Genomic DNA, 22,923 nt, shown 5'->3' with positions numbered 1-22,923 from the left:
CCCGCCCGGCCCCTCCCGCCCATTGCCCCCCGAACCAACCTGTCGCTAGCCTGTGTTCGTCATTCCGGTCGTTGACCGGAGTTTCGAACATAGAGGGTGGGTGGCGGGCCATGGGGCGACTCGTGCCGGCGGTGGCCAGGGCGCTGGACGTGCTGGAACTCTTCCTGGAGAGCGAGGCGCCGCTCTCCGCGCCGGACGTCATGCGCAGGCTCGGGCTTCCGCGTACGACGGTCCACGAGCTGGTCACCACGTTGGCCGCCCGCTCCTACCTGGTGGCGGCGCCCGAGCAGCCGGGACGCTACCGGCTCGGCGTCCGCACCTATCAGCTCGGCAGCCGGTACGCCGAGCAGCTGGACCTCGCCGCCGAGGGGCGGCAGGTGGCCCGCGAGGTCGCCCAGACGTGCGACGAGACCGTCCATGTGGCGATCCTGGAAGACACCGACGTCATTTACATCGCCAAAGTGGACTCCACCCACGCTGTGCGCATGGTCTCGGCGGCCGGCCGCCGTCTCCCCGCCCACTGCACCTCCGTGGGCAAGATGCTGCTCGCCTCGCTGCCGGAGGCGGAGCTCGACGCCAGGATCGGCGGCGCCGAGCTCGTCGCCATGACCCCCGACAGCATCACCGACCCCACCGCCCTGCGCACCGCGCTCGGCGAGATACGGGTCCGGGGGACCGCGTTCGAGCACCGGGAGTCCAACCCCGACGTCAGCTGCGTGGCCGCCCCTGTACGCGACAGCGCGGGCCGGGTCGTCGCCGCGTTGTCCATCTCCGTACCGATGATCAGGTGGAGCGAGGCGCGCGAGACGGAGCTCGCCGAGCTGGCGCTGAAGGGCGCGGGCGATCTGTCCGTGCGGCTCGGCCACCGGGGCGTGCGATGAATCCCGAGGTGGCGGTGCGGGCAGACGCCGAGCTGGGCGAGGGGCCCACCTGGGACCCGGTGACCGGACGGCTGATCTGGGTCGACATCCTGTCGTCACGGATCCACACGTACGAGCCGGGCAGCGGACGGCGTACGGTCATGGCGACCGGGCAGCACGTCGGCGCCGCGAAGCCGCGCGCGGGCGGCGGCCTCGTCGTCAACCTCCGTGACGGCATCGGGCTCTACGGCCCCGACGGCGCCTTCTCGTGGCTGCTGCGGGACCCCGTGCCCGGGCGGCGCGGCAACGACGCGGCGGTCGCGCCGGACGGCGCCCTGTGGGCGGGAACGATGCGCTACGACGAGGCGCCCGGTGGCGGCTCCCTCACCCGGATCGCGGGCGACGGCGCGGCCACCGCGCTGCCCGGCCCGGTGGCAGTCAGCAACGGCACCGCCTGGAGTCCGGACGGGCGGCTCATGTACTACGTCGACAGCCCGACCCGGCGCATCGATGTTTTTGATTTTGATGGCCGGCTTGGCCACGGCAGACGGCCGTTCGCGCTGATCGAGAACAAGGACGGCTTTCCCGACGGGCTCACCGTCGACGCCGACGGCTGCGTCTGGGTGGCGCTCTGGGACGGGGCCGCGGTACGCCGTTACGACCCGGACGGCACGCTCGGGCTGGTCGTCGAGCTGCCGGTGCGCCGCCCCACCGCCTGTGCCTTCGGCGGCCCGGACCTCACCGACCTGTACGTCACCACGGCCCGGACCGGTCTGCGGCAGCCGCACCCGCTCTCCGGGTCGCTTCTGGTGCTGCCCGGTATGGGACGCGGAATGCCGGGTACCGCCTTCGCCGGCTGAGGGGAAGGCGGTACCCGGATCCAGACACCTCAGCGCGTCGAGAAGGCGTGCACGGTCGACGTCCGGTACGTCTCGCCCGGGCGCAGTACCGTGGACGGGAAGGCGGGGTGGTTGGGGGAGTCCGGGAAGTGCTGGGACTCCAGGCAGAGGGCGTCGCCCTGGCGGTAGGTGCGGCCCGAGGTGCCGACCAGGGTGCCGTCCAGGAAGTTGCCGCTGTAGAACTGCATTGCCGGCTCGGTGGTGTACATCTTCATCACCCGGCCGGAGTGCGGCTCGGCGAGCGTGAGTGCGTACTCGGGGTCCGGCGTACTGCCTTTGTCCAGGACCCAGTTGTGGTCGAACCCCTTGCCGTACAGGAGCTGTTGATGGCCCTGGCGGATGTCCCGGCCGATCGGCTTCGCACGCCGGAAGTCGAAGGGGGTTCCTGACACGCGGGCCAGTTCGCCGGTCGGTATGAGGCCCGCGTCGACCGGGGTGAAGCGGGCGGCGGCCAGTTCGAGGGTGTGGTCGTGGATCGGGCCGCTGCCCTCACCCGCCAGGTTGAAGTAGGTATGGCTGGTGAGGTTGACGACGGTCGCCCGGTCCGTGGTCGCCGAGTAGTCGATGCGCCACTCGCCGCGCGCTGTCAGGGTGTAGGTGACCTGGACCTTGAGTGTCCCGGGGTAGCCCATCTCGCCGTCCGGCGAGATACGGGAGAGCACGAGGCCCTTCCCGGAGCCACTGGTGAAGGGCTCCACGTGCCACATCTGCTTGTCGAAGCCCTTGGTGCCGCCGTGCAGGCTGTTCGCGCTGTCGTTGAGCGGCAGTTGGTAGGTGTGGCCGTCGAGAGTGAACCTGCCTGCCGCGATGCGGTTGCCGTAGCGGCCGATGAGGCCGCCGAAGTACGGGGACTTGGCGACGTAGTCGGCGAGGTTGTCGAAGCCGAGCGCGATGTTGGCCCGGCGGCCGTGGCGGTCGGGTACGTCGAGGCGGTGGATGATCCCGCCGTACGAGAGGACCTGTAGCCGGACGCCTCCGTTGGCGACGGTCCACAGGTGTACGGGGGTGCCGTCGGCCAGGGTGCCGAACAGCGTCCTGGTGGGGGTGCGGCCCGGCGCGGCGTGGGCCGTGCCGAGGCTCGTCGCGGCCACGCCCGTGGCCAGGCCCGCTGCCATCACCGTACGTCTGCTGGTGTTCATGTCCACTGCTCCTCCGGAAGGTGATGATGTGTCATGAGCCGACCTTGCGTTTGTTCCAGACGTCGAAGCCCACCGCGGCCAGCAGGACGAAACCCTTGATGACCTGCTGGTAGTCGGTGCCGACGCCGACCAGCGACATACCGTTGTTGAGCACGCCGAGCACCAGGCCGCCGATGATCGCGCCCAGCACCGTTCCGACGCCGCCGCTCATCGAGGCGCCGCCGATGAAGGCGGCCGCGATGGCCTCCAGCTCGAAGTTGACGCCCGCGTTGGGTGTGCCCGCATTCAGACGCGCCGCGAAGACGACACCGGCCAGGGCGGCGAGGACCCCCATGTTCACGAAGACCAGGAAGGTGACCCGCTTGTCCTTGACGCCGGAGAGCTTCGCCGCCGCCTGGTTGCCGCCGAGCGCGTACACATGCCGTCCCACCACCGCGTTGCGCATCACGAAGCCGAGCCCGATGAGCAGGGCGGCGAGCAGGAGCAGCACCACCGGCACACCCCGGTAACTGGCCAGGGTGAGGGTGAAGGCGAGGACGGCGGCGACCATCGCCACGCACTTGGTGAGGAACAGGCCACGGGGGAGCACTTCGAGTTCGTACGCCTGCTCGCGCCGCCGGGAGCGCACCTCCTGGACCAGGACGACGGCGATCAGAGCCAGGCCCAACAGCAGGGTGAGATTATGGTAGTTGGTGTCGGGACCGATCTCCGGGAGGTATCCGGTGGAGATCTTCTGGAAGCCCTCGGGGAACGGGCCGAGGGAGCGGGATCCGAGCAGGATCTGGGTGCCGCCCCGGAAGAGCAGCATCCCGGCGAGCGTGACGATGAAGGACGGGATGCCGACGTACGCGATCCAGAACCCCTGCCAGGCGCCCGCGACCGCGCCGATGACGAGCGCGACGGCCAGGGCGAGCACCCAGGGCACATGGTGTTCCACCATCATCACGGCGCACGCCGCCGAGACGAAGGCCGCCAGCGAGCCGACGGACAGGTCGATGTGACCGGCGATGATGACGATCACCATGCCGATGGCGAGGACGAGTATGTAGCTGTTCTGGAGCACCAGGTTGGTGACGTTGTTGGGCTTGAGCAGGACGCCGTCGGTCCATATCTGGAACAGCACGACGATCAGTCCGAGCGCGACCAGCATCCCGTACTGGCGCATGTTGCGGCGGGCCGCGTCCAGGAGCAGTGCCCCGGCCGGGGAGCGCGGAGGCTCGGGAGCCCTCGGGGTGCTCGGTGCGGCGTCGGTGGTGACCGGACCCATTTTCGGCTACCTCTTGTTCGTGGTCATGTCGTTCGTGGTCATGAGGCGCATCAGCACTTCCTGGGTCGCGTCCGCCCGGTCGGCCTCGCCGGTGAGCCGGCCGGCCGCCATGGTGTAGATGCGGTCGCACATGCCGAGGAGTTCGGGCAGTTCGGAGGAGATGAAGACGACGGCCTTGCCCTGGGCCGCGAGCTGGTCGATGACGGTGTAGATCTCGTACTTGGCGCCCACGTCGATGCCGCGCGTCGGCTCGTCGAGGATCAGCACATCGGGACCCGCGAAGATCCACTTGCTGAGGACGACCTTCTGCTGGTTGCCGCCGGACAGGCGCCCGACCGGCTCGAAGACGGTCGGCGTCTTGATGCCCATGGAGGTGCGGTACGACTCGGCGACCCGCCGCTCCTCGTGCTCGTCGACGATCCCGCGCCGGGACACCTTGCCCAGGGCGCCCATGGTGATGTTGCGGCTGATGGTGTCGATGAGGTTGAGGCCGTAGTGCTTGCGGTCCTCGGTGACGTACGCGATGCCGTGGCCCACCGCCTCGGGGACGGTCTTCGTACGGATTCGGCGGCCGTCCTTCCACACCGTGCCGCTGATGCCCCGGCCGTAGGAGCGGCCGAAGACGCTCATGGCCAGTTCGGTGCGGCCCGCCCCCATCAGGCCCGCGACGCCCACGATCTCGCCCCGCCGGACGTGCAGGCTGACGTCGTCGACGACCTTGCGCTGCTGGTCGATGGGGTGGTGGACGGTCCAGTCCCGGACCTCCAGGGCAGGATGGGCGCCCGGGTCGCCCGCGTAGGGGGTGCGTTCGGGGAAGCGGTGGTCGAGGTCGCGGCCGACCATGGCCCGGATGATGCGCTCCTCGGTGGTCTCCGGAGCCTTCACGTCGAGGGTCTCGATGGTTCTGCCGTCCCGCAGGACGGTCACCGAGTCGGCGACCGCCGCGATCTCGTTGAGCTTGTGCGAGATGATGATCGAGGCGATGCCCTGGGCCTTCAGCTCCAGGATGAGGCCGAGGAGATGGGCGCTGTCCTCGTCGTTGAGCGCGGCGGTCGGCTCGTCCAGGATGAGCAGCCGGACCTCCTTGGAGAGGGCCTTGGCGATCTCCACGAGCTGTTGCTTGCCGACCCCGATGTCCGCGACCCTGGTCTGCGGATGCTCGCGCAGGCCCACCCTCTTCATCAGCCGCGCCGCGTGCTTGAGCGTCTCGCCCCAGCTCACGATCCCGCGCCTGGCGTGCTCGTTGCCGAGGAAGATGTTCTCGGCGATGGAGAGATAGGGGACGAGTGCCAGCTCCTGGTGGATGATGACGATGCCGCGCGCCTCGCTGGCCCTCATGTCCTTGAACGCGCAGGGCTCGCCCCGGAAGAGGATGTCGCCCTCGTAACTCCCGTGCGGGTGAACGCCGCTGAGGACCTTCATCAGGGTGGACTTGCCCGCACCGTTCTCGCCGCAGACGGCGTGCACCTCACCGGGCGCGACGGTGAGGGATACGTCGGAGAGCGCCCGGACGCCGGGAAACGTCTTGACGATGGAGCGCATCTCAAGAACGGGCGCCCCCATGTCCGGGGTGCTCACTTCAGGTCACTCGCCTTGATGTAGCCCGAATCGACCAGCGTGGCCCGGTAGTTGGACTTGTCGACGCTGACCGGGTCGAGGAGGAAGGCCGGCACGACCTTCTTCTCGTTGTCGTACGTCTTGGTGTCGTTGACCTGGGGCGTCTTTCCGGTGAGCACCGCGTCGGCCATCTGTACGGCCTGCTTGGCCAGCGCGCGGGTGTCCTTGTGGACCGTCTGGGCCTGGTCTCCCGCGATGATCGACTTCACGGACGCCACCTCGGCGTCCTGCCCGGTGACGACCGGGTACGGCTTGGCGGTGGTTCCGTAGCCGCCGGAGCGCAGGGCGGACAGGATGCCGATCGAGATCCCGTCGTACGGCGAGAGGACGGCGTCGACGCGCTCGGTGGAGTACGCCTTCGTCAGGAGGTCGTCCATGCGCTTCTGCGCGGTGGCGCCGTCCCAGCGAAGCGTGGTCACCTGGTTGAGGCGGGTCTGGCCGCTGCGCACGACGAGCTGCTTCTTGTCGATGTACGGCTGGAGCGTCTTGAGGGCGCCCTGGAAGAAGTAGCGGGTGTTGTTGTCGTCGGGGGAGCCGGCGAACAGTTCGACGTTGAAGGGGCCCTGCTTGCCGCTGCCCTGTGGGGTGTCCTTGAGGCCCAGCTTGTCGATGATGTACGTGGCCTGGAGCACCCCGACCTTCTCGTTGTCGAACGACGCGTAGTAGTCGACGTTCGGGGAGCCGAGGATGAGGCGGTCGTAGGAGATCACCTTGATGTGCTGGTCGGCGGCCTGCTTGAGGACGTCGCCGAGCGCCCGTCCGTCGATCGCCGCGATCACCAGGGCGTCCACCCCCTTGGTGATCATGTTCTCGACCTGGGCGACCTGCTGGTCGACGCTGTCCTCTCCGTACTGGAGGTCGGTCTTGTATCCGAGCGCCCGGAACTGCGCGGCCATGTTGTTCCCGTCGGCGATCCAGCGCTCCGACGACTTGGTCGGCATCGCTATGCCGATCGTGGCTCCCTTGCCGCCCTTGGGCGTCGCCTTGCCGCCGCCCTCGCTGTCCTGACCGCAGGCGGTGAGGGTGAGGGAAAGGATTCCGGCGAGTGCGAGTGCGAGTGCGGCTGGTCGGGTGCGGCGCATGGTCATCAGTCCTTCGGGTTCGCGGGGAAGCGGTTCAGGGGGCCGGGGAGGCGGGAGCCGAGCGGGGACATACCGCCGTCGGCGCCGAGGCGGGCGAGCAGATCGAGGACGAGCCGGCCCCGGCGCACCCGCTCGCGGGCGGTGCCCAGGGCGGTGTCGCGCAGGTGGGCGCCGTAGGGGTAGATGCCGGGCGCCCGGGAGAGGCCGAACTTGAGGTAGAGCGGGGCGGCGCGGCGGATCAGCTCGCCCGCCTCGTACATCCGCACATAGCCGCCGAGGTCGTCGGGCGCCTCGATATAGAGGTCGAGCGGGACCCTCGACACCCGCCGGACCTCGGTGAAGTGAGCGGGCGTCAGATCGGAGGGGACGTTGACGGAGTCGGCGCCCAACTGCTCGTACACGGCCACCGAGGCCGGGTTGACGGGGCCGATCAGCGCGGAGACCTTGAGGGTGGTGTCGGCGGGCAGCAGGCCCCGCTCGCGCATCCGGTGCAGGCTCCAGAGCACACCCTCGTCCGCGACGAGCAGGCAGCGCACGCCCAGCTTGGCCGCCCGCAGCGCGTCTTCGACGCATCCGGCGAGCGCGTCGTGGCCACGGGCGCGCAGTCCCGCGCCGCCCGAGTCGCTGCGTGCGGAGGCGCCGGTGTCCCAGGTGCCGCGCGGCCCGGTGAACAGGCAGAGCTCGATGTCGCGCTCGGCGCAGCCCTCCACCATCTCGGTGATCTCGGCATCGGAGAGCATCCACACACCGCTGCCCTGGCTGACGCGGTGGACGGGCACGTCGAGACGGGACGACTCCTTCAGTACGACGGCGAGCGCCTCCGGGCCCTCGACAGAGGGAATCTCGGTGCGCCAGGTGCCTCCGTCGGGGAACGTGTGCGGGGAGGAGTCGGCGGGGTTGTCGTGCGGGGCGGCCAGGCCCAGTGTCGCCAGGGCCGGTTCGCCGGGGCGGCGGGGGCCTTCGGGGCCCGGGGCGGGGGCAGTGGCTGGTGCGTCGGTCACAGGCGGGTTCCTTGTACGAGAGGGTCGCGAGAGATGAGGTCGAGAGAGGCGAGGGCGAGAGAGGCGAGGGCGAGACGAGGTCGGCCGATTCGTTCGATATTTCGAACGAGGTTCGGTTCATTGGGTGTGCGGAGATACGTGTGCGGAGATATGTGTGCGGAGGTGCCGCGGCCGCTGGGCGCCAAGTCGCGCCTCAGGGGCGCAGCAGTACCTTTCCGGTCTTCGGGTCACCGCCTCCGACCAGCGCGAGGGCGTCGGCGTACCGCTCCAGCGGGAATTCGTGCGTGATCAGCTCCGCCGGGTCGATGAGGCCCGTGCTGTAGGCCCGTACGGCGAACGACCAGGCGGTGGAGGGGGCGCCGAAGACGCTCCGCACGGTGAGCTGGCTCACCGAGAGGTGCACCGGGTCGATGCCCAGCGCGCCTTCGGCGAACATCCCGGTGAGAACGACCCGGCCCCCGCGCCGGGCGAGGAGGCAGGCGTCGGCGGCGGTGGTGCGGGCACCGGCTGTCTCCACGACGAGGTCGTAGCGGCCGTGCACTTCGGGAGAGAGACCGGGCGTACGGGCCTCGGTCGCGCCCATGCGGCAGGCCAGCTCGGCCCGTTCGAGCCGGGGGTCGACGACGGCCAGCTCACCGGGGGACGAGGCGGCCAGGAACTGGACCGCGAGCAGCCCGAGCGTTCCCGCGCCGACCACCGCGACCCGTTCGCCCGCCTCCGGCGCCCCTGCCCGTACGGCGGCGGCGACCACGGCGGCGGGCTCCAGCAGAGCCGCGCCGCGCAGGTCCGCGTCGTCCGGCAGCGGGTGCAGCAGCCGGGCGGGCACCACCAGGTGGTCGGCGAAGGCGCCGGGATGGGTGAAGCCGGTCTCCGCGTACGCGGCGGAGCACAGGGAGGTGTCCCCGGCCCGGCACCGCTCGCAGGTCCCGCAGCAACGGAACCCTTCGGCCACCGCCTTGCGCCCCACCAGCGCGGGATCGACGCCGGATCCGGCCGCGACCACGGTCCCGGACCACTCGTGGCCCGGTGTGACGGGGTAGCGCACATAGCCCGGGGCGCGGTGGCCGTCGTACACCTCGCGGTCGCTCAGACAGATCCCGGCGGCGGCCACCTGGATGAGCACCTCGCCGGGGCCGGGCCCCGGGCGCGGCCCGGTGACCAGGCGGTGGGCGCCGGGCGCGTCGACGACGATCGCACGGCTGGTCGCCCGGCCGCCGCCGGGATTCCCGGGCGTGCCGCCGCTCATGAACCCGCCCCGGACGCCTCGCTCGCGCGCTCGCTCATCCCGCCGCTCCCGAGGCCTTGGGGGCGCGCTTCTCCCAGCCCTCCGCCCACAGGTCGAACCGGGCCTGCTGCTGGGGGAACTCGGCGGCCGCGTCCACATCGAGCTCTACGCCGAGCCCCGGGGCCTGCGGCAGCTCGAAGTAGCCGTCGACCACCTGGGGGGCGCCCTTGACGACCTTCTTGATCTCCGCGTCCGCGAAGTCGTTGAAGTGCTCCAGGATCTTGAAGTTAGGGGTGCAGCCCGCCACTTGGAGGCTCGCGGCGGTGAGCACCGGGCCGCCCACGTTGTGCGGTGCGACGAGCATGTAGTGCGCCTCGGCGGTGGCGGCGAGCTTGCGGGTCTCCAGGATGCCGCCGATGTGGCCCACGTCGGGCTGGATGATGTCGGCGGCCTGCGACTCGAACAACTCCCTGAACTCGATGCGGTCGTGGATGCGTTCACCGGTCGCGACCGGGATGTCCACCTTGGCGGCGACCTTCTCCAGGGCCTTGAGGTTCTCCGGCGGCACCGGCTCCTCCAGCCAGGCGGGCTGGAACGGTGCGAGATCGCGGGCCAGGCGCACCGCCGTGGACGGCGAGAACCGCCCGTGCATCTCCAGCATCAGCTCGGTGTCGGGGCCGATCGCGTCCCGCACCGCCTCGATCAGCGACACGGCGTACCGCGTCTGCTGGTGGTCGAGCTCGAAGTGGCCGGTGCCGAACGGGTCGATCTTCAGCGCCCGGTAGCCGCGCTCGACGACCGCCCGGGCCGCCTTGTGGTAGGCCTCGGGGGTGCGCTCGGTGGTGTACCAGCCGTTGGCGTACGCCTTGACCCGGTCCGTCACCTTTCCGCCGAGCAGCTGCCATACGGGGACGCCGAGCGCCTTGCCCTTGATGTCCCAGCACGCCATCTCGACGACCGCGATGCCGGACATCACGATCTCGCCGGCCCGCCCGTAGTCGCCGTACTTCATCCTGCGCACGAGGTCCTCGATCGCGAACGGGTCCGATCCGGCGATGTGGTTGGCCTCGGCCTCGCGCAGATAGCCGAGGAGCGCGTCGGTGCGGCCGAGCATCCGGGTCTCGCCGACTCCGGTGAGGCCCTCGTCGGTGTGGACCTGGACGTAGGTGAGGTTGCGCCAGGGAGTCCCGACGACGTGAGTGCTGATTCCCGTGATTCGCAAGGCAATTGCTCCCGAGGCTGCGGCCATGACGTTCGATATTTCGTCACACGTTCGAAATGTTGGCGTGACGGTAATAACGTGCGGTCGCGGGTGTCAATGGGTCGCGCGGGAACCGTTCCGCAGCCGGTGTCGCTCGTCGCCCTCGGTAACGGCCCGGTGTCGCCCCGGGTGTTGACGCGGGGGCGGGGAAAGCGGAATGCTCCCGGCGGCGCAGTCGCGACGAAATGCAGAACACTGTCCGAAATCTCGAACTCACACCGAGAGCTGAGGAGTTCAGCATGACCTCACACACCCCCACCGGACCGACGGAGCGACCCGACTCCGGGCCCAGCCGCAGAGCGATCGTCACGGCGCTCGGCGCACTGCCGCTGGCCGGAGCGATCGGCCCCGCGTTCGCGGCCTCCCCGGCACGGGCGGCCGACGCGCTCCCCGTGCCCGTCGCGCACTGGGCCCTCGACGAGGCGGCCGGAACCACAGCCGCTGACAGCGCCGGTGGCCGCACACTCACCCTCAACGCGGGTGCGCGCTGGGGAGCGGCGAAGTCGGGGGCCTCCAGCCTGGATGTCTCGGCGGGCGGCAACGCCACCGCGCGGGGGCCCGCCGTGGACACCACGAAGAGCTTCAGTGTCTCCGCCTGGGTCCGGCTCAGCGCCACCACCGGGTACCAGACCTTCGTCTCCGTCGACGGCGCCCAGGTCAGCGGCTTCTTCCTGCAACTCCGGGACGACACCGGCGCGTTCGCCTTCACCCGGCTGCCGTCCGACGCCACCTCGGCCAACGCCTCCGCCGCCGTCGCCGGTGCCTCCTTCGCCCCCGCGGCCGGCATCTGGTACCACCTCCTCGGCGTCGACGACACGGCGGCCGGGGCCGTCCGGCTCTACGTCAACGGCGTCCTGGAGGGTGAGGTCCCCTACGCCGGCGGCTGGCGCGCCTCCGGCGACACCGCCGTCGGGCGCGGCCTTTTCGGAGGCGGCGAGGTCGACCAGGCGCACGCCCTCATCGACGACGTCCAGGTCTTCGGCACCGCCCTCACCGCCGAGCAGGCCGCGGCCCTCGCGGGCGTGCCGGTGGACTCCACCCGGCCGCTGCTGACCGTGGACACCACCCGGCCCGGCCCCGTGGTCAGCCCGGAACTCGGCGGCATCTTCTTCGAGGACATCAACCACAGCGGCGAGGGCGGCCTCTACGCCGAACTCGTCAACAACCGCAGCTTCATGGCCGCGACCACACCCCTGCACTGGTTCACCGTAGGCCGCGCCACCTTCGCCGTGGACGCCGGCCAGCCGCTCAACCAAGCCCTCACCCAGTCACTGCGCGTCACCGCCACCGCCGCCGGAGACGGCGTCGCCAACGAGGGCTTCTGGGGCATCCCGGTCCGCCCCTCCACCACCTACCGCGCCTCCCTGCACGCCAAGTCACCCTCCATCACGGGTAAGGTGACGGTCTCGATCGTCGGCACGGACGGCACGGTCCACGCCACCGCGACCACGGGAGCGCTCACCAGCGGGTGGCGCAAGCACGAGCTGACCCTGCGCACCGGACCCGGCGCCCCCGTCACCCTCAACGCCCGCCTGGTCGTCACCGCCCCGGCCGCCGGAACGCTCTGGCTCAGCCAGGTCTCGCTCTTCCCGCCGACGTACAAGGGCGGGCGCAACGGCCTGCGCGTTGACCTGATGGAGAAGCTGGCGGCCCTGCGGCCCAAGTTCCTGCGCTTCCCCGGCGGCAACTACCTCGAAGGCAACGTCATCGCCGACCGCTTCGACTGGAAGAAGACCATCGGCCCCGTCGAGCAGCGGCCCGGACACCGCAACTCCGCCTGGGGGTACTGGTCCACCGACGGCCTCGGCCTGCCCGAATACCTCCAGATGACCGAGGACCTGGGCTGTGTCCCGCTGCTGTGCGTGTACGCCGGATACTCCTTGCAGGGCGCGCACGTCACCGGTGATGCCCTGAAGCCCTTCGTGCAGGACGCCCTCGACCAGATCGAGTACATCACCGGGCCCGCCACCTCCACCTGGGGCGCCAAACGGGCGGCCGACGGGCACCCGGCGCCCTTCCCCCTCACGTATGTGGAGATCGGCAACGAGGACTGGTTCGACAAGTCCGGCTCGTACGAGGAGCGTTATGCCGCCTTTCATGACGCGATCAAGGCCAGGTACCCGGCCCTCAAGCTGATCGCCACGACGCCGGTCGCCTCCCGCCCGTACGACCTGATCGACGAGCACTACTACCAGTCGCCGTCCGCCTTCCAAGCGGGCTCCCACAAATACGACGGCCGGGACCGCCGCAGCCCCAAGGTGTTCGTCGGGGAGTGGGCCGCGCAGGAGGGCCGCCCCACCCCCGACCTCGACGCGGCGCTCGGCGACGCGTCCTGGGTGGCCGGGATCATCCGCAACTCCGACCAGGTCCTCATGGAGTCGTACGCGCCGCTCTTCAGCCACGTCAACGACAACACCTGGGCCACCAACCTCATCGCGTACTCCGGCCTGACCAGCTACAACTCGCCCAGCTACTACGCACAGCAGATGCTGCGCACCCGCCGGGGCTCGGTGGTGCTGCCCACCGAGGTGCGCGCGCTGCCCGGCCTCAACGTCGTCACCACCCATGACCCGGGCAGCCACCGCATCTATCTCGCGGTGGTCAACACGGGAGGCACGGCCCGTAAGACGGCCGTTTCCCTCCAGGGGGTCGCCCGTACGGCACCGACCGGCGCTGTCACGGTCCTGGCCGCAGCGGACAGGAAGGCCACCAACACACTCGCCGACCCGGAGGCGGTGGTCCCGCACAGCCGGTCCGTCAGCGGCATCACACCCGCCTTCACGGCGACCTTCGCCCCGTACTCGGTCACGGTCCTGGAGGTGCGGACGGCCTGAACGGCCGGCGGCGCGGAGGCGCGGCGCGTGCCGCCGGTGTGAGCGGGGCCGCCGGACGCGTCGCGAACCCGCGACGCGTCACGCTGTATCACGAGTGTGACAAAGCGTGTGGTCTTCCTCATTGCCCGGGCGATCCGCCCTTTGATGGGGTGGGCGCATGCGTCCCGCCGCCCTCCTCGCCGCCTGTGCCCTCGCCGCGAGCACTGTCCTCGTCGCCGGATGCGGATCGGAGAACGCCGCCTCCGGCTCCCGCGCCGCGTCCGGTTCGCCGACGTGCGCCTCCCGCCCGCCCACCGGCGACCCCGCCGACCTGAAGCGGGACGGTGTGACCATCCTCAGCCAGGGCTGCGGCCCCTCCCCAAGTGCGCAGACCGAGTTCGAGGTCACCAACACGGAGACCGAGCCGTTCACGTACACCATCTCCTTCGAGGTCCGGAACGGCTCCGGGGAGGTGACCTCCAACCCGCACCGGACAGTGGCCTCCGTGGCGCCGGGCCAGACCGTACGTAAGACCCTGGAGCTGGGCGAGGTCCCCACTGCCGGTGCGCGCGTGCGCATCGGCAAGGTACGGGCGGTCCCGGCGGACGAGGCCTCCGAGGTCTCCGGGAAGTGCCCGCCCTCGGGGATGCGCATCACGACCGACGAGGGCGATGCCGCCATGGGCCTCCGCGCCGTGGGGCTCCACCTGGCCAACTGCGGGACCGGCGTCGTCAAAATCAACGGCTACCCCCGCCTCCAGCTCCTCGACGAGAGGCGGCGGCCGCTGACCGGCGTACGGATCCTCGACGGCACCGGCGCGATCTCCACGGCCGGAGGCCCGGACGCCCCGCCCCGGCCGGTGACACTGCGGCCGGGAGAGGCGGCATACGCCTCCCTGATGTGGCGCAACACCACCGAATCCGGCACCCCCGTGAACGTCCCTTACGTCCGGGTGACGCCGAAGCCCGGTTCGCCGACCGCCATCGTGACCCCGGAACTGGACCTCGGAACCACGGGAAGGCTGGGGGTGGGTCCCTGGACGAAGGACAGGGTCTCCCGCCCGGCGACTCCCGACGGCTACAGCGGGGGCAGGCCCAGCCGGACCCCGGGTTCGACGGGGGAGTAGGCGGGCTCGTCCGCGTAAGCGCCGGGGCTGACGGCGGGTTCGACCCAGGTTTCCCGGCCCCCGTACACCCATGGGCGGCAAATGCTCTGATTGCCCACCAGTGTCCGACTCCGGCACATGCACAAACCGGCGAGTCGCTCACATCGGACTCCGGTGGGGCCCGGTGTCACCTGTCACCCTCCGCTGCCTCATGATGGCCCGCATGTCCCACACTTCCAGGCGCAGCCTGCTCGCCGTCTTCGCGGCCTCGGCTGCCACCGTTCCGCTCAGCGGTCTGGCCGCCGCCCCGGCGCGTGCCGCCGTTTCCGCCGGCTCTGCCGGGTCCCTCGCGGCGCCCGCCGGTCTGGCCTCGCCGCGCTCCTCGGTCACGCTGCCGCCGCTGAACGCCTCCTACTTCAGCCAGCTGACGCTGAACACCCCGCTCGCCGCCGCCGTGCTGTCGGGCACCCCGGCCCGTACCGAGGTCACCTCCGGCGGCAAGCGCGTCGCGCTGCTGACGCATGGCGCCCGTACCGTCGTCCTGCCCGGCCCGCAGCGTACGTTCACGGAGAACAAGAAGTCCTTCGTGGACGACTTCGGGCGCACCCTGCCGGACGTGTCGCTGCCCGTGGCCGACCGCTCGTACTGGGGCACCTCCCCGGGCGGCGGCAGCTGGTCGACCCTCGGGCCCGCGGACACCGACTACTCGGTCGTGCCGGGCGCCGGTGTCATCGCCCTCACCACCGACTTCGCCAGCCGTCACGCCACCCTTCGCGACGGCGAGATCACGGACTTCGACGTGCGGTCCGTCGCGCACTTCGACAAGGTGCCCGCGGGCCAGGCGTGCTCCTACGCGCTGTCCTTCGGCTACCAGGACACCAGCAACAACTACCGCGCCCGGTTGTCCTTCCTGACGACCGGCGCGGTCGAACTGCGCGTCGAGAAGGAGGTCGCCGACAAGGTCGACCTGCTGCCGAACTCGACCGCCCTCACCCTCGCCACGGGCGTGGCCGCCGGCACCGACTGGACGATCCGGGTACGCCGCGAGGGCACCCGCATCCAGGTCAAGGCCTGGCGTACGGCCTCCACGGAACCGGCCGCCTGGACCGTCGACGTCAGCGACGCCACCTTCGGCAAGGGCCGGGTGGGCCTGCGCGCCCTGGCCAACAACGGCTGCACCAACCTGCCGGTCAAGCTCGCCGTCAGCCGCTTCCAGGTGGACGAGTCCACCTGGGCCGCGCCGCCGAGCGTCACCCACGGCGACTGGGTGCGGGTCCTGCCCGAGCCCTTCGACGGGAACTGGACGCCGGAGCTGGAGAAGACCATCCGCTCCTGGGCGGGCTCGACGGCTCCGGACGTCCTCGCGTACGCGGCGATGTTCCTGGCCGACGGCCCCGCCGTGGTCAGCGGTTCCGGGCCCGCCAAGGACAAGCAGGTCCTGGGCGAGGCGGGTTACGGCTACCTGGACCCGCAGGGCTACCGCTATGAGGGTGCCGACTTCCACGAGTACATGAACACCGGCTGGACCTTCCCCGACGGCACCTACACCGGCCCGTCCAGCAAGCAGGCCGGCAACCTCGACTGCTCCGGGTATACGCGCATGGTGTACGGCTACCACCTGGGCGTACCGATGGCCGCGGGCGAGGACACCTCCCGCACGCGCATTCCGCGCAAGTCCCGGCACATGGTCGACTACGCGCCCGGTGTGCGCATCGACCGGACCGACGGTACGAACCCGCCCGCCGCGACGCTGCTCCAGCCCGGTGACCTGGTGCTGTTCAACGCCGACTCCGGCGACGACAACCCGACCGTGACGGTGGACCACGTCGGCATCTACCTGGGCGCGGACGCGGACGGCAAGCGCCGCTTCCTCTCCAGCCGCAAGACGAACAACGGCCCCACCATGGCGGACCTGGGCGGCGCCTCGCTGCTCGACGGCACGGGCACGTACGCCAAGAAGCTGCACACGGTCCACCGCATCTGACGGCCGTCGACGTCGCCCTGTGGGACCTCAAAACCCGCATCCTCGGTCTGCCGCTGGTCCGTCTCATCGGCGCGGCCCGGACCGAGCTCCCGTCCACGGCAGCGGCGGTTTCACCACGTACGACGAGGACACCCAGGACCGGCAGCTGCGCGCCTGGGTGCACGATCAGCATCCCCCGCGGCAAGATCAAAACCGGCGAGTCGTGGGGGCGGCCCGAAGAACGCGACCGTACGCGGGTGTCCCGGGCACGCGCCGCCATGGGCGACAGCGCGGAGTTGTACGTGGACGCCAACGGCGGGTACACGGCCAAGCAGGCCGTGCGCGTGGCGGAGCACCTGCACACGCAGGGCGTGACCTGGTTCGAGGAGCCCGTCTCCTCCGACGACCTGCCGGGCCTCGCCCTCATCCGGGCGGCCGTCCCGCTGGACGTGGCCGCCGGTGAATACGGCTACACGCTCGCCTACTTCGGCCAGATGCCGCGCGCCGGCGCCGTGGACTGCCTCCAAGCGGATGTGACCCGGTGCGGCGGCATCACCGTCCGGCTGAGGGCCGCGGCCCTCGCGGCGGCCGTGGGCCTGGAGTTCTCCGGGCACTGCGCGCCCCACGCGCACGCCCATGCGGCGGCGGCCGTACCGAACCTGCGGCACCTCGAATGGTTCCACGACCACGTCCGCATCGAGTCCCTCTTCTTCGAGAGAACGCTGGCTCCGGACGGAGGGACGATCAGCCCCGGCGAGAGTGACGCCCCCGGCCTCGGGCTGACCCTGAGGGAGAAGCGGGCGGAGAAGTAACGCGTCACCTGACCTGTCGTCAGGAGTGCGGTGCGGCGCGGTAGTTGGGCGGACGGCGGACACCCCGCGACGCCCCAGAGGCCGATCGAGCAAGCCGTGCTGTGGCTGCCGGGCTGAGGGCGGCGGTCTCCAGCACCGCCGCACCGCCCGGCAGGGCCCGGCAGGGCCCGGCAGGGAAAGGCCCCTGGCGTCTGCGGTGTGCCGTGGGTTACGCGGGCTGGTTGGTGACGTAGAACCCGGCGTCGTGGATGGGAGTGATCTCGGCGGTCTCGCCCTGGGTGGCCAGCCATTCCTCGCGGAGGCGGGCGGCTTCGTCGTCGGCCTGGGAGGCGGGGACGAGGCGGCCGTCAGGGGTGAGACGCATCGGCGTGTCGCCGGCGGGGCGCCAGTCGAAGCGGGCGGCGATCTTGAAAAGGTCTTCCTGGGTGAGGGGGCCGCCGTTGTCCTTCTCGGCCTGGAGGGCGGTCGGGTGGTAGTCCTCGTAACCGCCGGGCATGTGGAGGGTGAGGAAGTGGGCACCCTCACCGGGCGGAGTGGCCCAGGTGTGGCGCGTGCCACTGGTGATGTGGGCGAGGGCGCGCGGGCGCAGCTCCACGACCTCGTCGTCGACCTGGACCAAAAGAGTGCCGGAGACGACGTAGTAGGTCTCCGTGGACTCGGCATGGGTGTGCAGCGGAGGGCCCGACCAGGCCGGGCCCTGGCGGGTTTCCACCCACGAGGCCGCTTGGCCGGTCATCTTGCTGGAGAGGACGATCTCGAATCCGCGGCGACCCTCGGGGCGCTGGCCGGGGAGGACGATGTGCGTCATAGGAGGGCTTCTCTTTCCGCTTGATAATGGCTTGAGTTCTGATCTACCCCACATCGGGCCTGTTCGTCTGCGGGCCCCGTCCGCAGTCGAACGCGGACTCCCTTCCGCCCGGGGCTGCCACAGCATCGGCTGAGACTCCCGTCACCTCCTGGGGTTCTCCTGCGGGCGGCACGGGTGATGGCTCACAGAGATCGCTCTGTGGTGAACACCCCTGTGGTGAGGTGGACTTCCTGTCCGTTCCACCTGTCCCAGGAGACTGCCGTGTCTGCTTCTCCACAGGAGATTTCCAGGAACTGCGTCTACGCCGGTGCGCTGACGCACAACGCTGACGCTCTTGCCGAACTGTTTACCGAGGACGGCGTCCTGGAGGCACCGCTCGTGTCTGCCGACGCGGCTTTCCCCAGGCGGATGGAGGGGCGCGAGGAGATCCGTAGGTCGATGGCGGCGTACTACGAGCGGCAGAAGGGAGGCGGGGGAGCGCCGAACGTGGAGAAGTCCCGGTACGTGCTGCACATCACCGACGATCCCGATGTGTTCGCGACTACTTCGCGCCGGGATGGCGAGTTGAGCGGTAGCACACAGGTGGCTGCGCCTGCCCCGGGTGACCGCCGGGCTCCGCCCTCTCACTCGGTGCGTTTGCGGCGGCGGTAGGCGGCCGCTCCATCTGATCGAGATCAGCACGTACGACACGAGCGCCGTCAGCTGACGGGTTCGGCGGGGAGGCGGGAGCGCGCGTCGAAGTCCGCGCGGGCCGCCAGGATCTCCCGAGCGTGTTCGAATGACCAGTCGGCGATCGCGGTGGTCAGTTTGCCCGCGGCGACGCCGACTTCGGTCAGCGCGTACTCGACACGCGGCGGGGTGGTGGGGTACACCGTGCGCTCGACCAGACCGTCGCGTTCCAGGGTGCGCAAGGTCTGCGTGAGCATCTTCTGGGTGATCCCGTCGAGGAGGCGACGCAGTTCGTTGAAGCGCATGGGGCCCTCCGCGCGCCGCAGTGCGGCCAGGACGTACATCGACCACTTGTTGGCCAGCACTTCGACGACGGTCCGGGAAGGGCAATCGCTGCGGTAACTCGCGTGCGGCTCCGCAGGAGAGTGTTTCGAGGTGGTATCCATGAGGTACCTAGGTACCAAAAAGGTGCCTACTTTACAACCGATACCCATTCCTTCGAGGATGAAGATCGTCGCCCGCTCGGAGCGATCAGACATTCAAGGAGGAGTTCTTGTGGCCAGCACCATGCGCGCCGTGGACCTCAACGCCTACGGAGGCCCCGAGGTCCTCGAACTCGTCGAAGTCGCCAGGCCGGAGCCGCGCGCTGACGAAGTGCTCGTGCGGATCAGCGCTGCCGGGGTCAACCCGGCCGACTGGCGGATCCGTTCGGGCGAGGTGCGCAGGTTCGGTGAGCCGCCGTTCACGCTCGGCCTGGATCTGAGCGGCACCGTCGAGGCGGTCGGCCCGGAGGTCTCCCGGTTCCGGCCGGGCGACCACGTCTTCGGGGTGGCCTTCCCGCCCCATGGCTCGTACGCCGAGTACGCAGCGGTACCCGAAACCGCGCTGGCTCTCGCCCCGACCGCGCTCGACCTCGTGCACGCCGCAGCGCTTCCCGTCACGGGGCTGACCGCATGGCAGGCCCTCGTACGCACCGCACAGGTCCGTGAGGGCCAACGTGTTCTCGTGCATGCCGCGGCAGGCGGCATCGGCCATCTCGCCGTCCAGATCGCCAAGGCGCACGGCGCGTACGTCGTCGGCACCGCTCGCTCCCCCCACCATGCCTTCCTCCAAGATCTCGGCATCGATGACGTCGTGGACTACACCGAAGCCGACTTCGCGAAGCGGCTGAGCGGGATCGACATCGTGATCGACCCGATCAGCGGCGACTACGGCCCGCGCTCACTGGAGGTGCTGGCTCCCGGCGGAGTGCTCGTGGACGTACGCGGTAGCGGCCCGGACCGCACCGCGCTCCGCACGCAGGCGAAGGCGCGCGGTCTGCGCCTGGCCGAACTCGGCTTCACCCCGTCGGGCACGGATCTGGAGCACATCGCCGCCCTCGTGGACCGACACGCCTTGCGTGTCGCCGTCGAGCAGGTCCTCCCCCTCGAAGCCGCCGCTCGGGCCCACGCATCCAGCGAGTCCGGCCGGACCCGGGGCAAGATCCTCCTCAAGGTGGCATGAACCACGCCCGGCCCCCATGGGCCGGGTCCCACTCAAGCGGTCTGCCGCACCGGACGCGCCCACAGCAGCACCGCCGTGGCAGCCGCCAGCAGTGCGACGCAGCCGCTGAAGATCAGGCCCGACTGCCGCAGGCCCAGCGTGACGGCCATGATTCCGACTCCGACCACGGGGATCGAGATCGCCACGTACAGCACGACGAACAACGCTGAGGTGATCTCCGCTCGCCGCTCGGGCGGGCTGTGTTCGCTCACCTCGGTGACACCGGCCCTGAACGACAGACCCTGTCCCGCACCCGCGGTGATCGCCCCCACCACCAGCAGGGGCAGGGAGGCCGTCAGCAGCGCGGAGGAGATCAGCGCCATGCCCGCCACGAGGATCACGCAGCCCCACGGCAGCGCCCGGCGGACACCGACTCGTCCCATCAACAGCTGACCGGCCGTCGACGCCGCGAAGACCGTGAAGACCACCATGCCGGAAACCGCCGGTTCGCTCACTCCCACCACCTCGCTCAGGAAGCTCGGTGCCACCGAGGTGAACAGCCCCATGGTGGCGAACCCGGCGAAGCCCGCCATGGCCGCCGGGACGAAAGCGGGGCGCACCCGCGGGGGTACGCGCAGACGTCGGGGGCGCCGCGACGCACCGTCCCGGTCCCGTACCGTCTCCGGGATCAGCAGCACGCCGACGGCGGCCGCCGCCACGAGTGCCAGGTCCACGATGAACACCTGCCGGAGCGGGTCGGGCGCGTACTGCGCCATCAGACCCGCCAGCAGCGGTCCGCTTCCCAGGCCGCCCATGTTGGCCGCGGTGGCGATCAGCGTGGCGGACGCGGCCCACCGCCGAGGGGCGAGCTCCACCACGGCAGCGGTCGCGGTTCCCGTGAACAGACCCGCGGACAGCCCCGACAGCACCCGGCCCGCGAACAGCTCCGGCAGCCCGCGCTCGAAGAGGAAACACACCGCGCTCAGCGCCGACAACACCAGCCCGGCCAGCAGGACCGGCCGCCGGCCCACGGAGTCCGACAACTGCCCCAGCAGGAGCAGTGCCGCGATGACACCGACCGCGTAGACCGCGTAGATCACCGTCACCATGAACGAGGAGAAGCCCAACTCCCGCTGATACATGCGGTACAGGGGAGTGGGCAGCGTCGTGCCGCACATCGCGACGAAGAAGGCGTAGGCGGCCACGGCGAGGGGCCAGGCGCGCCCGGTGCCGTGCCTGCCGAGGCCGGTGTCGTCCGCTTCGCGCGCGGATGCGTGGTTGCTCACCGCGACTGCCTATCAGGAACACCCGGGTCAGGGCCGCGCGCCCCGCGCGCCGGCGGTGATGACTCACCGGCTGGGCGAAGACGACGACGCGACCAGGGGTGGGCTTACGGTACCCGTGCCAGGGGGTCTGGGACCGGACGGTGGGGCCACGACAGGGCCGGGGCCTCATGTGGCCGGGGCCCGGGGACGCCGACGGTATGAGGGTATCGACCGAACCTCGGGCAGTGCCCGGCAACCCTCGGGCAGTGCCCGGTCTGTGAGGCCCTCATGCCCTCCTCCCGTTCACCCGTGGCCCTTGACCGGAGAATCGGCTCCGGCCTCGCCCGTTTTCCCTTGCGGGTACGGGCCGGTCCCGCCTCGTGGGACGAGCTGACCGGTATCGCCCGGCGGCTGGAGGCCGGCCGGTTCGTGGTCGTCTCCGACCGCGGCGTCCCGGCGTCCACCAGCCAGCTCTTGCCACACCCGACCGGCCTCCAGACGTACAGGCTGCGGGGGAGGAGCGCAGCAGCCCGCGTGATCCCGCCAACTCACCGGCGAGCCGGGCGAGCCGGGCGACCGCGTGCCGTTGCGCCGCAGCCGCGTACTCCTGGTCCAGAACTACCGGTCCACCGGGAACCTCGCTCACCACAGCGGCCTGGCGCCGGGCGAAGGACGAGCGGAAGGCCGTGATGCGCTGGAGAACTGTGACTGACCTTCAGTGATTCTATGGACAACGCCGCCTGGAGTGACCGTCGTTGAGGTGACTCGGTCGGGGCGCCCGGGACTGCTTCAGCCCACCGCGTCCCCCGGCGCCACCGGGTGCGCCTCCAGCTCCGGTGCGGCCAGCAGCTCGGCGATCAGCGCGCGGGATCCGCCGACGTATGTGCTGACCAGGTCCACGTCACCGCCCAGGCACCAGGCACGGTCCTGGGGCCACCACAGGTCGGGCAGCTCGGCGAACTCGTCGAGGGACACCGGCGAGACGGCGTCGGTCAGTGGCCCGGCGAGCAGCACCTCCTCGCGGCCGGGGGTCTCGAAGGAGGGGACGTGGTCGAAGTCCCACCGGCCGTAGCCGTTCCACAGCCCGAACCAGCAGTGCTCCACCGTCTTGGTGTGCCGGGCCAGGACCGGGATGAGTGCCTGGGCGACGGCGGGCGGCGTCGGCCCCTCGGCCGGGTGCTCGTCCCACACGCCGGCCAGACCGTACACCTCGGCATTCTGGTAGTCCCGGTCCGCGCCGATCAGCTCGTGCCAGTCGGTGCCCGGCGCCACTTCGCGCCCGTACGCGGCCGCCACCGCCGCCCATCGCACCGGCCGTTCCTCCAGGGAGGCCGGATGCAGCACCCGGACGTACGCGGCGAATCCGGGCGCGGCGACGCCCGCCACGGTGCCGAAGTCCCCTTGTCCCGGGGGTCGTTCGGTGAGCCAGCGGGCAGGTCCGAGATCGGTGTTCTGCACGCGAAGGCGTCCGTACAATTCGGGTGAGGGCTCCCGGTGCACCGGGCGGTAGTCGTCCACGCGCACAGTCTGCCCGTTCCCCTGCCACACGGTGTCGGCGCCCGGCCCTGCTGCACATCCACGGAGACGGGCGCGCGATGGGGCTCGCGCAGAACATCGCCGCATGGGCCCTGGCGGGTGCCTGGCGAGGCATGGCC

General features: G+C 70.7%; 18 protein-coding genes and 1 pseudogene. 8 read left to right on the top strand and 11 right to left on the bottom strand.

The genetic code is table 11. From position 1 onward, the window contains the following. Positions 1-110 precede the first annotated feature (110 nt). Positions 111-881, top strand: coding sequence for an IclR family transcriptional regulator (locus tag ACFWA7_RS13010; RefSeq protein ID WP_385541259.1), 771 nt, complete (start codon positions 111-113; stop codon positions 879-881). Then, positions 878-1,720 carry an SMP-30/gluconolactonase/LRE family protein gene (locus tag ACFWA7_RS13005; RefSeq protein ID WP_385541261.1) on the top strand — a complete coding sequence of 281 codons (843 nt, stop codon included), beginning with the start codon at positions 878-880 and terminating at the stop codon, positions 1,718-1,720. Before ACFWA7_RS13010 ends, ACFWA7_RS13005 begins: the two co-directional genes overlap by 4 nt. 29 nt (positions 1,721-1,749) lie before the next feature. On the opposite strand, the gene ACFWA7_RS13000 is transcribed toward ACFWA7_RS13005, so the two are convergent. From ACFWA7_RS13000 to ACFWA7_RS12970, 7 genes are all read right to left on the bottom strand, one after another. Then, positions 1,750-2,898, bottom strand: a complete 1,149-nt coding sequence (locus ACFWA7_RS13000) for an aldose epimerase family protein (protein ID WP_385541263.1) — start codon at positions 2,896-2,898, stop codon at positions 1,750-1,752. Positions 2,899-2,929: 31 nt separating this feature from the next. Then, complete coding sequence (gene mmsB / locus ACFWA7_RS12995) at positions 2,930-4,165, bottom strand: multiple monosaccharide ABC transporter permease (RefSeq protein ID WP_385541265.1); 1,236 nt, start codon at positions 4,163-4,165, stop codon at positions 2,930-2,932. Between the two features lie 6 nt (positions 4,166-4,171). Beyond that, entirely contained in the window at positions 4,172-5,728 is a 1,557-nt protein-coding gene (mmsA, locus tag ACFWA7_RS12990) for a multiple monosaccharide ABC transporter ATP-binding protein (RefSeq protein ID WP_385541288.1), read from the bottom strand. Positions 5,729-5,739: 11 nt separating this feature from the next. After that, positions 5,740-6,870: a multiple monosaccharide ABC transporter substrate-binding protein gene (gene chvE / locus ACFWA7_RS12985; RefSeq protein WP_385822789.1), complete on the bottom strand. Its 1,131-nt coding sequence runs from the start codon at positions 6,868-6,870 to the stop codon at positions 5,740-5,742. Continuing rightward, complete coding sequence (locus ACFWA7_RS12980; RefSeq protein WP_385822787.1) at positions 6,870-7,865, bottom strand: hypothetical protein; 996 nt, start codon at positions 7,863-7,865, stop codon at positions 6,870-6,872. Before ACFWA7_RS12980 ends, chvE begins: the two co-directional genes overlap by 1 nt. A 193-nt stretch (positions 7,866-8,058) precedes the next feature. Continuing rightward, positions 8,059-9,111, bottom strand: a complete 1,053-nt coding sequence (locus ACFWA7_RS12975) for a zinc-binding dehydrogenase (protein WP_385541271.1) — start codon at positions 9,109-9,111, stop codon at positions 8,059-8,061. Positions 9,112-9,145: 34 nt separating this feature from the next. After that, on the bottom strand, positions 9,146-10,312 hold the full coding sequence (locus ACFWA7_RS12970) for a mandelate racemase/muconate lactonizing enzyme family protein (RefSeq protein ID WP_385822785.1): 1,167 nt from the start codon (positions 10,310-10,312) through the stop codon (positions 9,146-9,148). A gap of 278 nt (positions 10,313-10,590) precedes the next feature. Between ACFWA7_RS12970 and ACFWA7_RS12965 the strand changes: the two genes are divergently transcribed. From ACFWA7_RS12965 to ACFWA7_RS12950, 4 genes and pseudogenes are all read left to right on the top strand, one after another. Next, positions 10,591-13,185, top strand: a complete 2,595-nt coding sequence (locus tag ACFWA7_RS12965; protein WP_385822783.1) for an alpha-L-arabinofuranosidase C-terminal domain-containing protein — start codon at positions 10,591-10,593, stop codon at positions 13,183-13,185. Between the two features lie 157 nt (positions 13,186-13,342). After that, complete coding sequence (locus ACFWA7_RS12960) at positions 13,343-14,290, top strand: DUF4232 domain-containing protein (RefSeq protein ID WP_385822781.1); 948 nt, start codon at positions 13,343-13,345, stop codon at positions 14,288-14,290. A gap of 202 nt (positions 14,291-14,492) precedes the next feature. Beyond that, positions 14,493-16,253, top strand: coding sequence for an NlpC/P60 family protein (locus tag ACFWA7_RS12955; RefSeq protein ID WP_385822778.1), 1,761 nt, complete (start codon positions 14,493-14,495; stop codon positions 16,251-16,253). Next, positions 16,250-17,044: pseudogene (locus ACFWA7_RS12950) on the top strand (enolase C-terminal domain-like protein); the annotation flags it as partial. The gene ACFWA7_RS12955 and the pseudogene ACFWA7_RS12950, both read left to right, overlap by 4 nt. Before the next feature lie 208 nt (positions 17,045-17,252). Here ACFWA7_RS12950 and ACFWA7_RS12945 read toward each other — a convergent pair. After that, positions 17,253-17,852 (bottom strand): cupin domain-containing protein, encoded by a 600-nt coding sequence (locus ACFWA7_RS12945; protein WP_385822776.1) that lies wholly within the window; start codon positions 17,850-17,852, stop codon positions 17,253-17,255. Positions 17,853-18,113: 261 nt separating this feature from the next. Between ACFWA7_RS12945 and ACFWA7_RS12940 the strand changes: the two genes are divergently transcribed. After that, positions 18,114-18,503, top strand: a complete 390-nt coding sequence (locus ACFWA7_RS12940; protein WP_385822774.1) for a nuclear transport factor 2 family protein — start codon at positions 18,114-18,116, stop codon at positions 18,501-18,503. A 47-nt stretch (positions 18,504-18,550) separates the two neighbouring features. Here the strand turns inward: ACFWA7_RS12940 and ACFWA7_RS12935 are convergent, their stop codons facing one another. Beyond that, positions 18,551-18,967 carry a winged helix-turn-helix transcriptional regulator gene (locus ACFWA7_RS12935; RefSeq protein ID WP_385822772.1) on the bottom strand — a complete coding sequence of 139 codons (417 nt, stop codon included), beginning with the start codon at positions 18,965-18,967 and terminating at the stop codon, positions 18,551-18,553. 109 nt (positions 18,968-19,076) lie between these two features. Between ACFWA7_RS12935 and ACFWA7_RS12930 the strand changes: the two genes are divergently transcribed. Continuing rightward, a complete protein-coding gene (locus tag ACFWA7_RS12930) occupies positions 19,077-20,024 on the top strand; it encodes an NADP-dependent oxidoreductase (protein ID WP_385822770.1) in 948 nt (315 codons plus the stop codon). Between the two features lie 32 nt (positions 20,025-20,056). Here ACFWA7_RS12930 and ACFWA7_RS12925 read toward each other — a convergent pair whose 3' ends face one another. Both ACFWA7_RS12925 and ACFWA7_RS12920 read right to left on the bottom strand, forming a co-directional pair. Further along, a complete protein-coding gene (locus tag ACFWA7_RS12925) occupies positions 20,057-21,181 on the bottom strand; it encodes an MFS transporter (RefSeq protein ID WP_385822885.1) in 1,125 nt (374 codons plus the stop codon). Between the two features lie 876 nt (positions 21,182-22,057). Next, positions 22,058-22,726: a hypothetical protein gene (locus ACFWA7_RS12920; RefSeq protein WP_385822768.1), complete on the bottom strand. Its 669-nt coding sequence runs from the start codon at positions 22,724-22,726 to the stop codon at positions 22,058-22,060. Between the last annotated feature and the right edge of the window lie 197 nt (positions 22,727-22,923).

The organism is Streptomyces sp. NPDC059994 (assembly GCF_042737755.1).
GTDB lineage: Bacteria > Actinomycetota > Actinomycetes > Streptomycetales > Streptomycetaceae > Streptomyces.
Note: the sequence above shows the minus strand (reverse complement) of the source record. Positions and strands in the feature narration are given on the sequence as shown.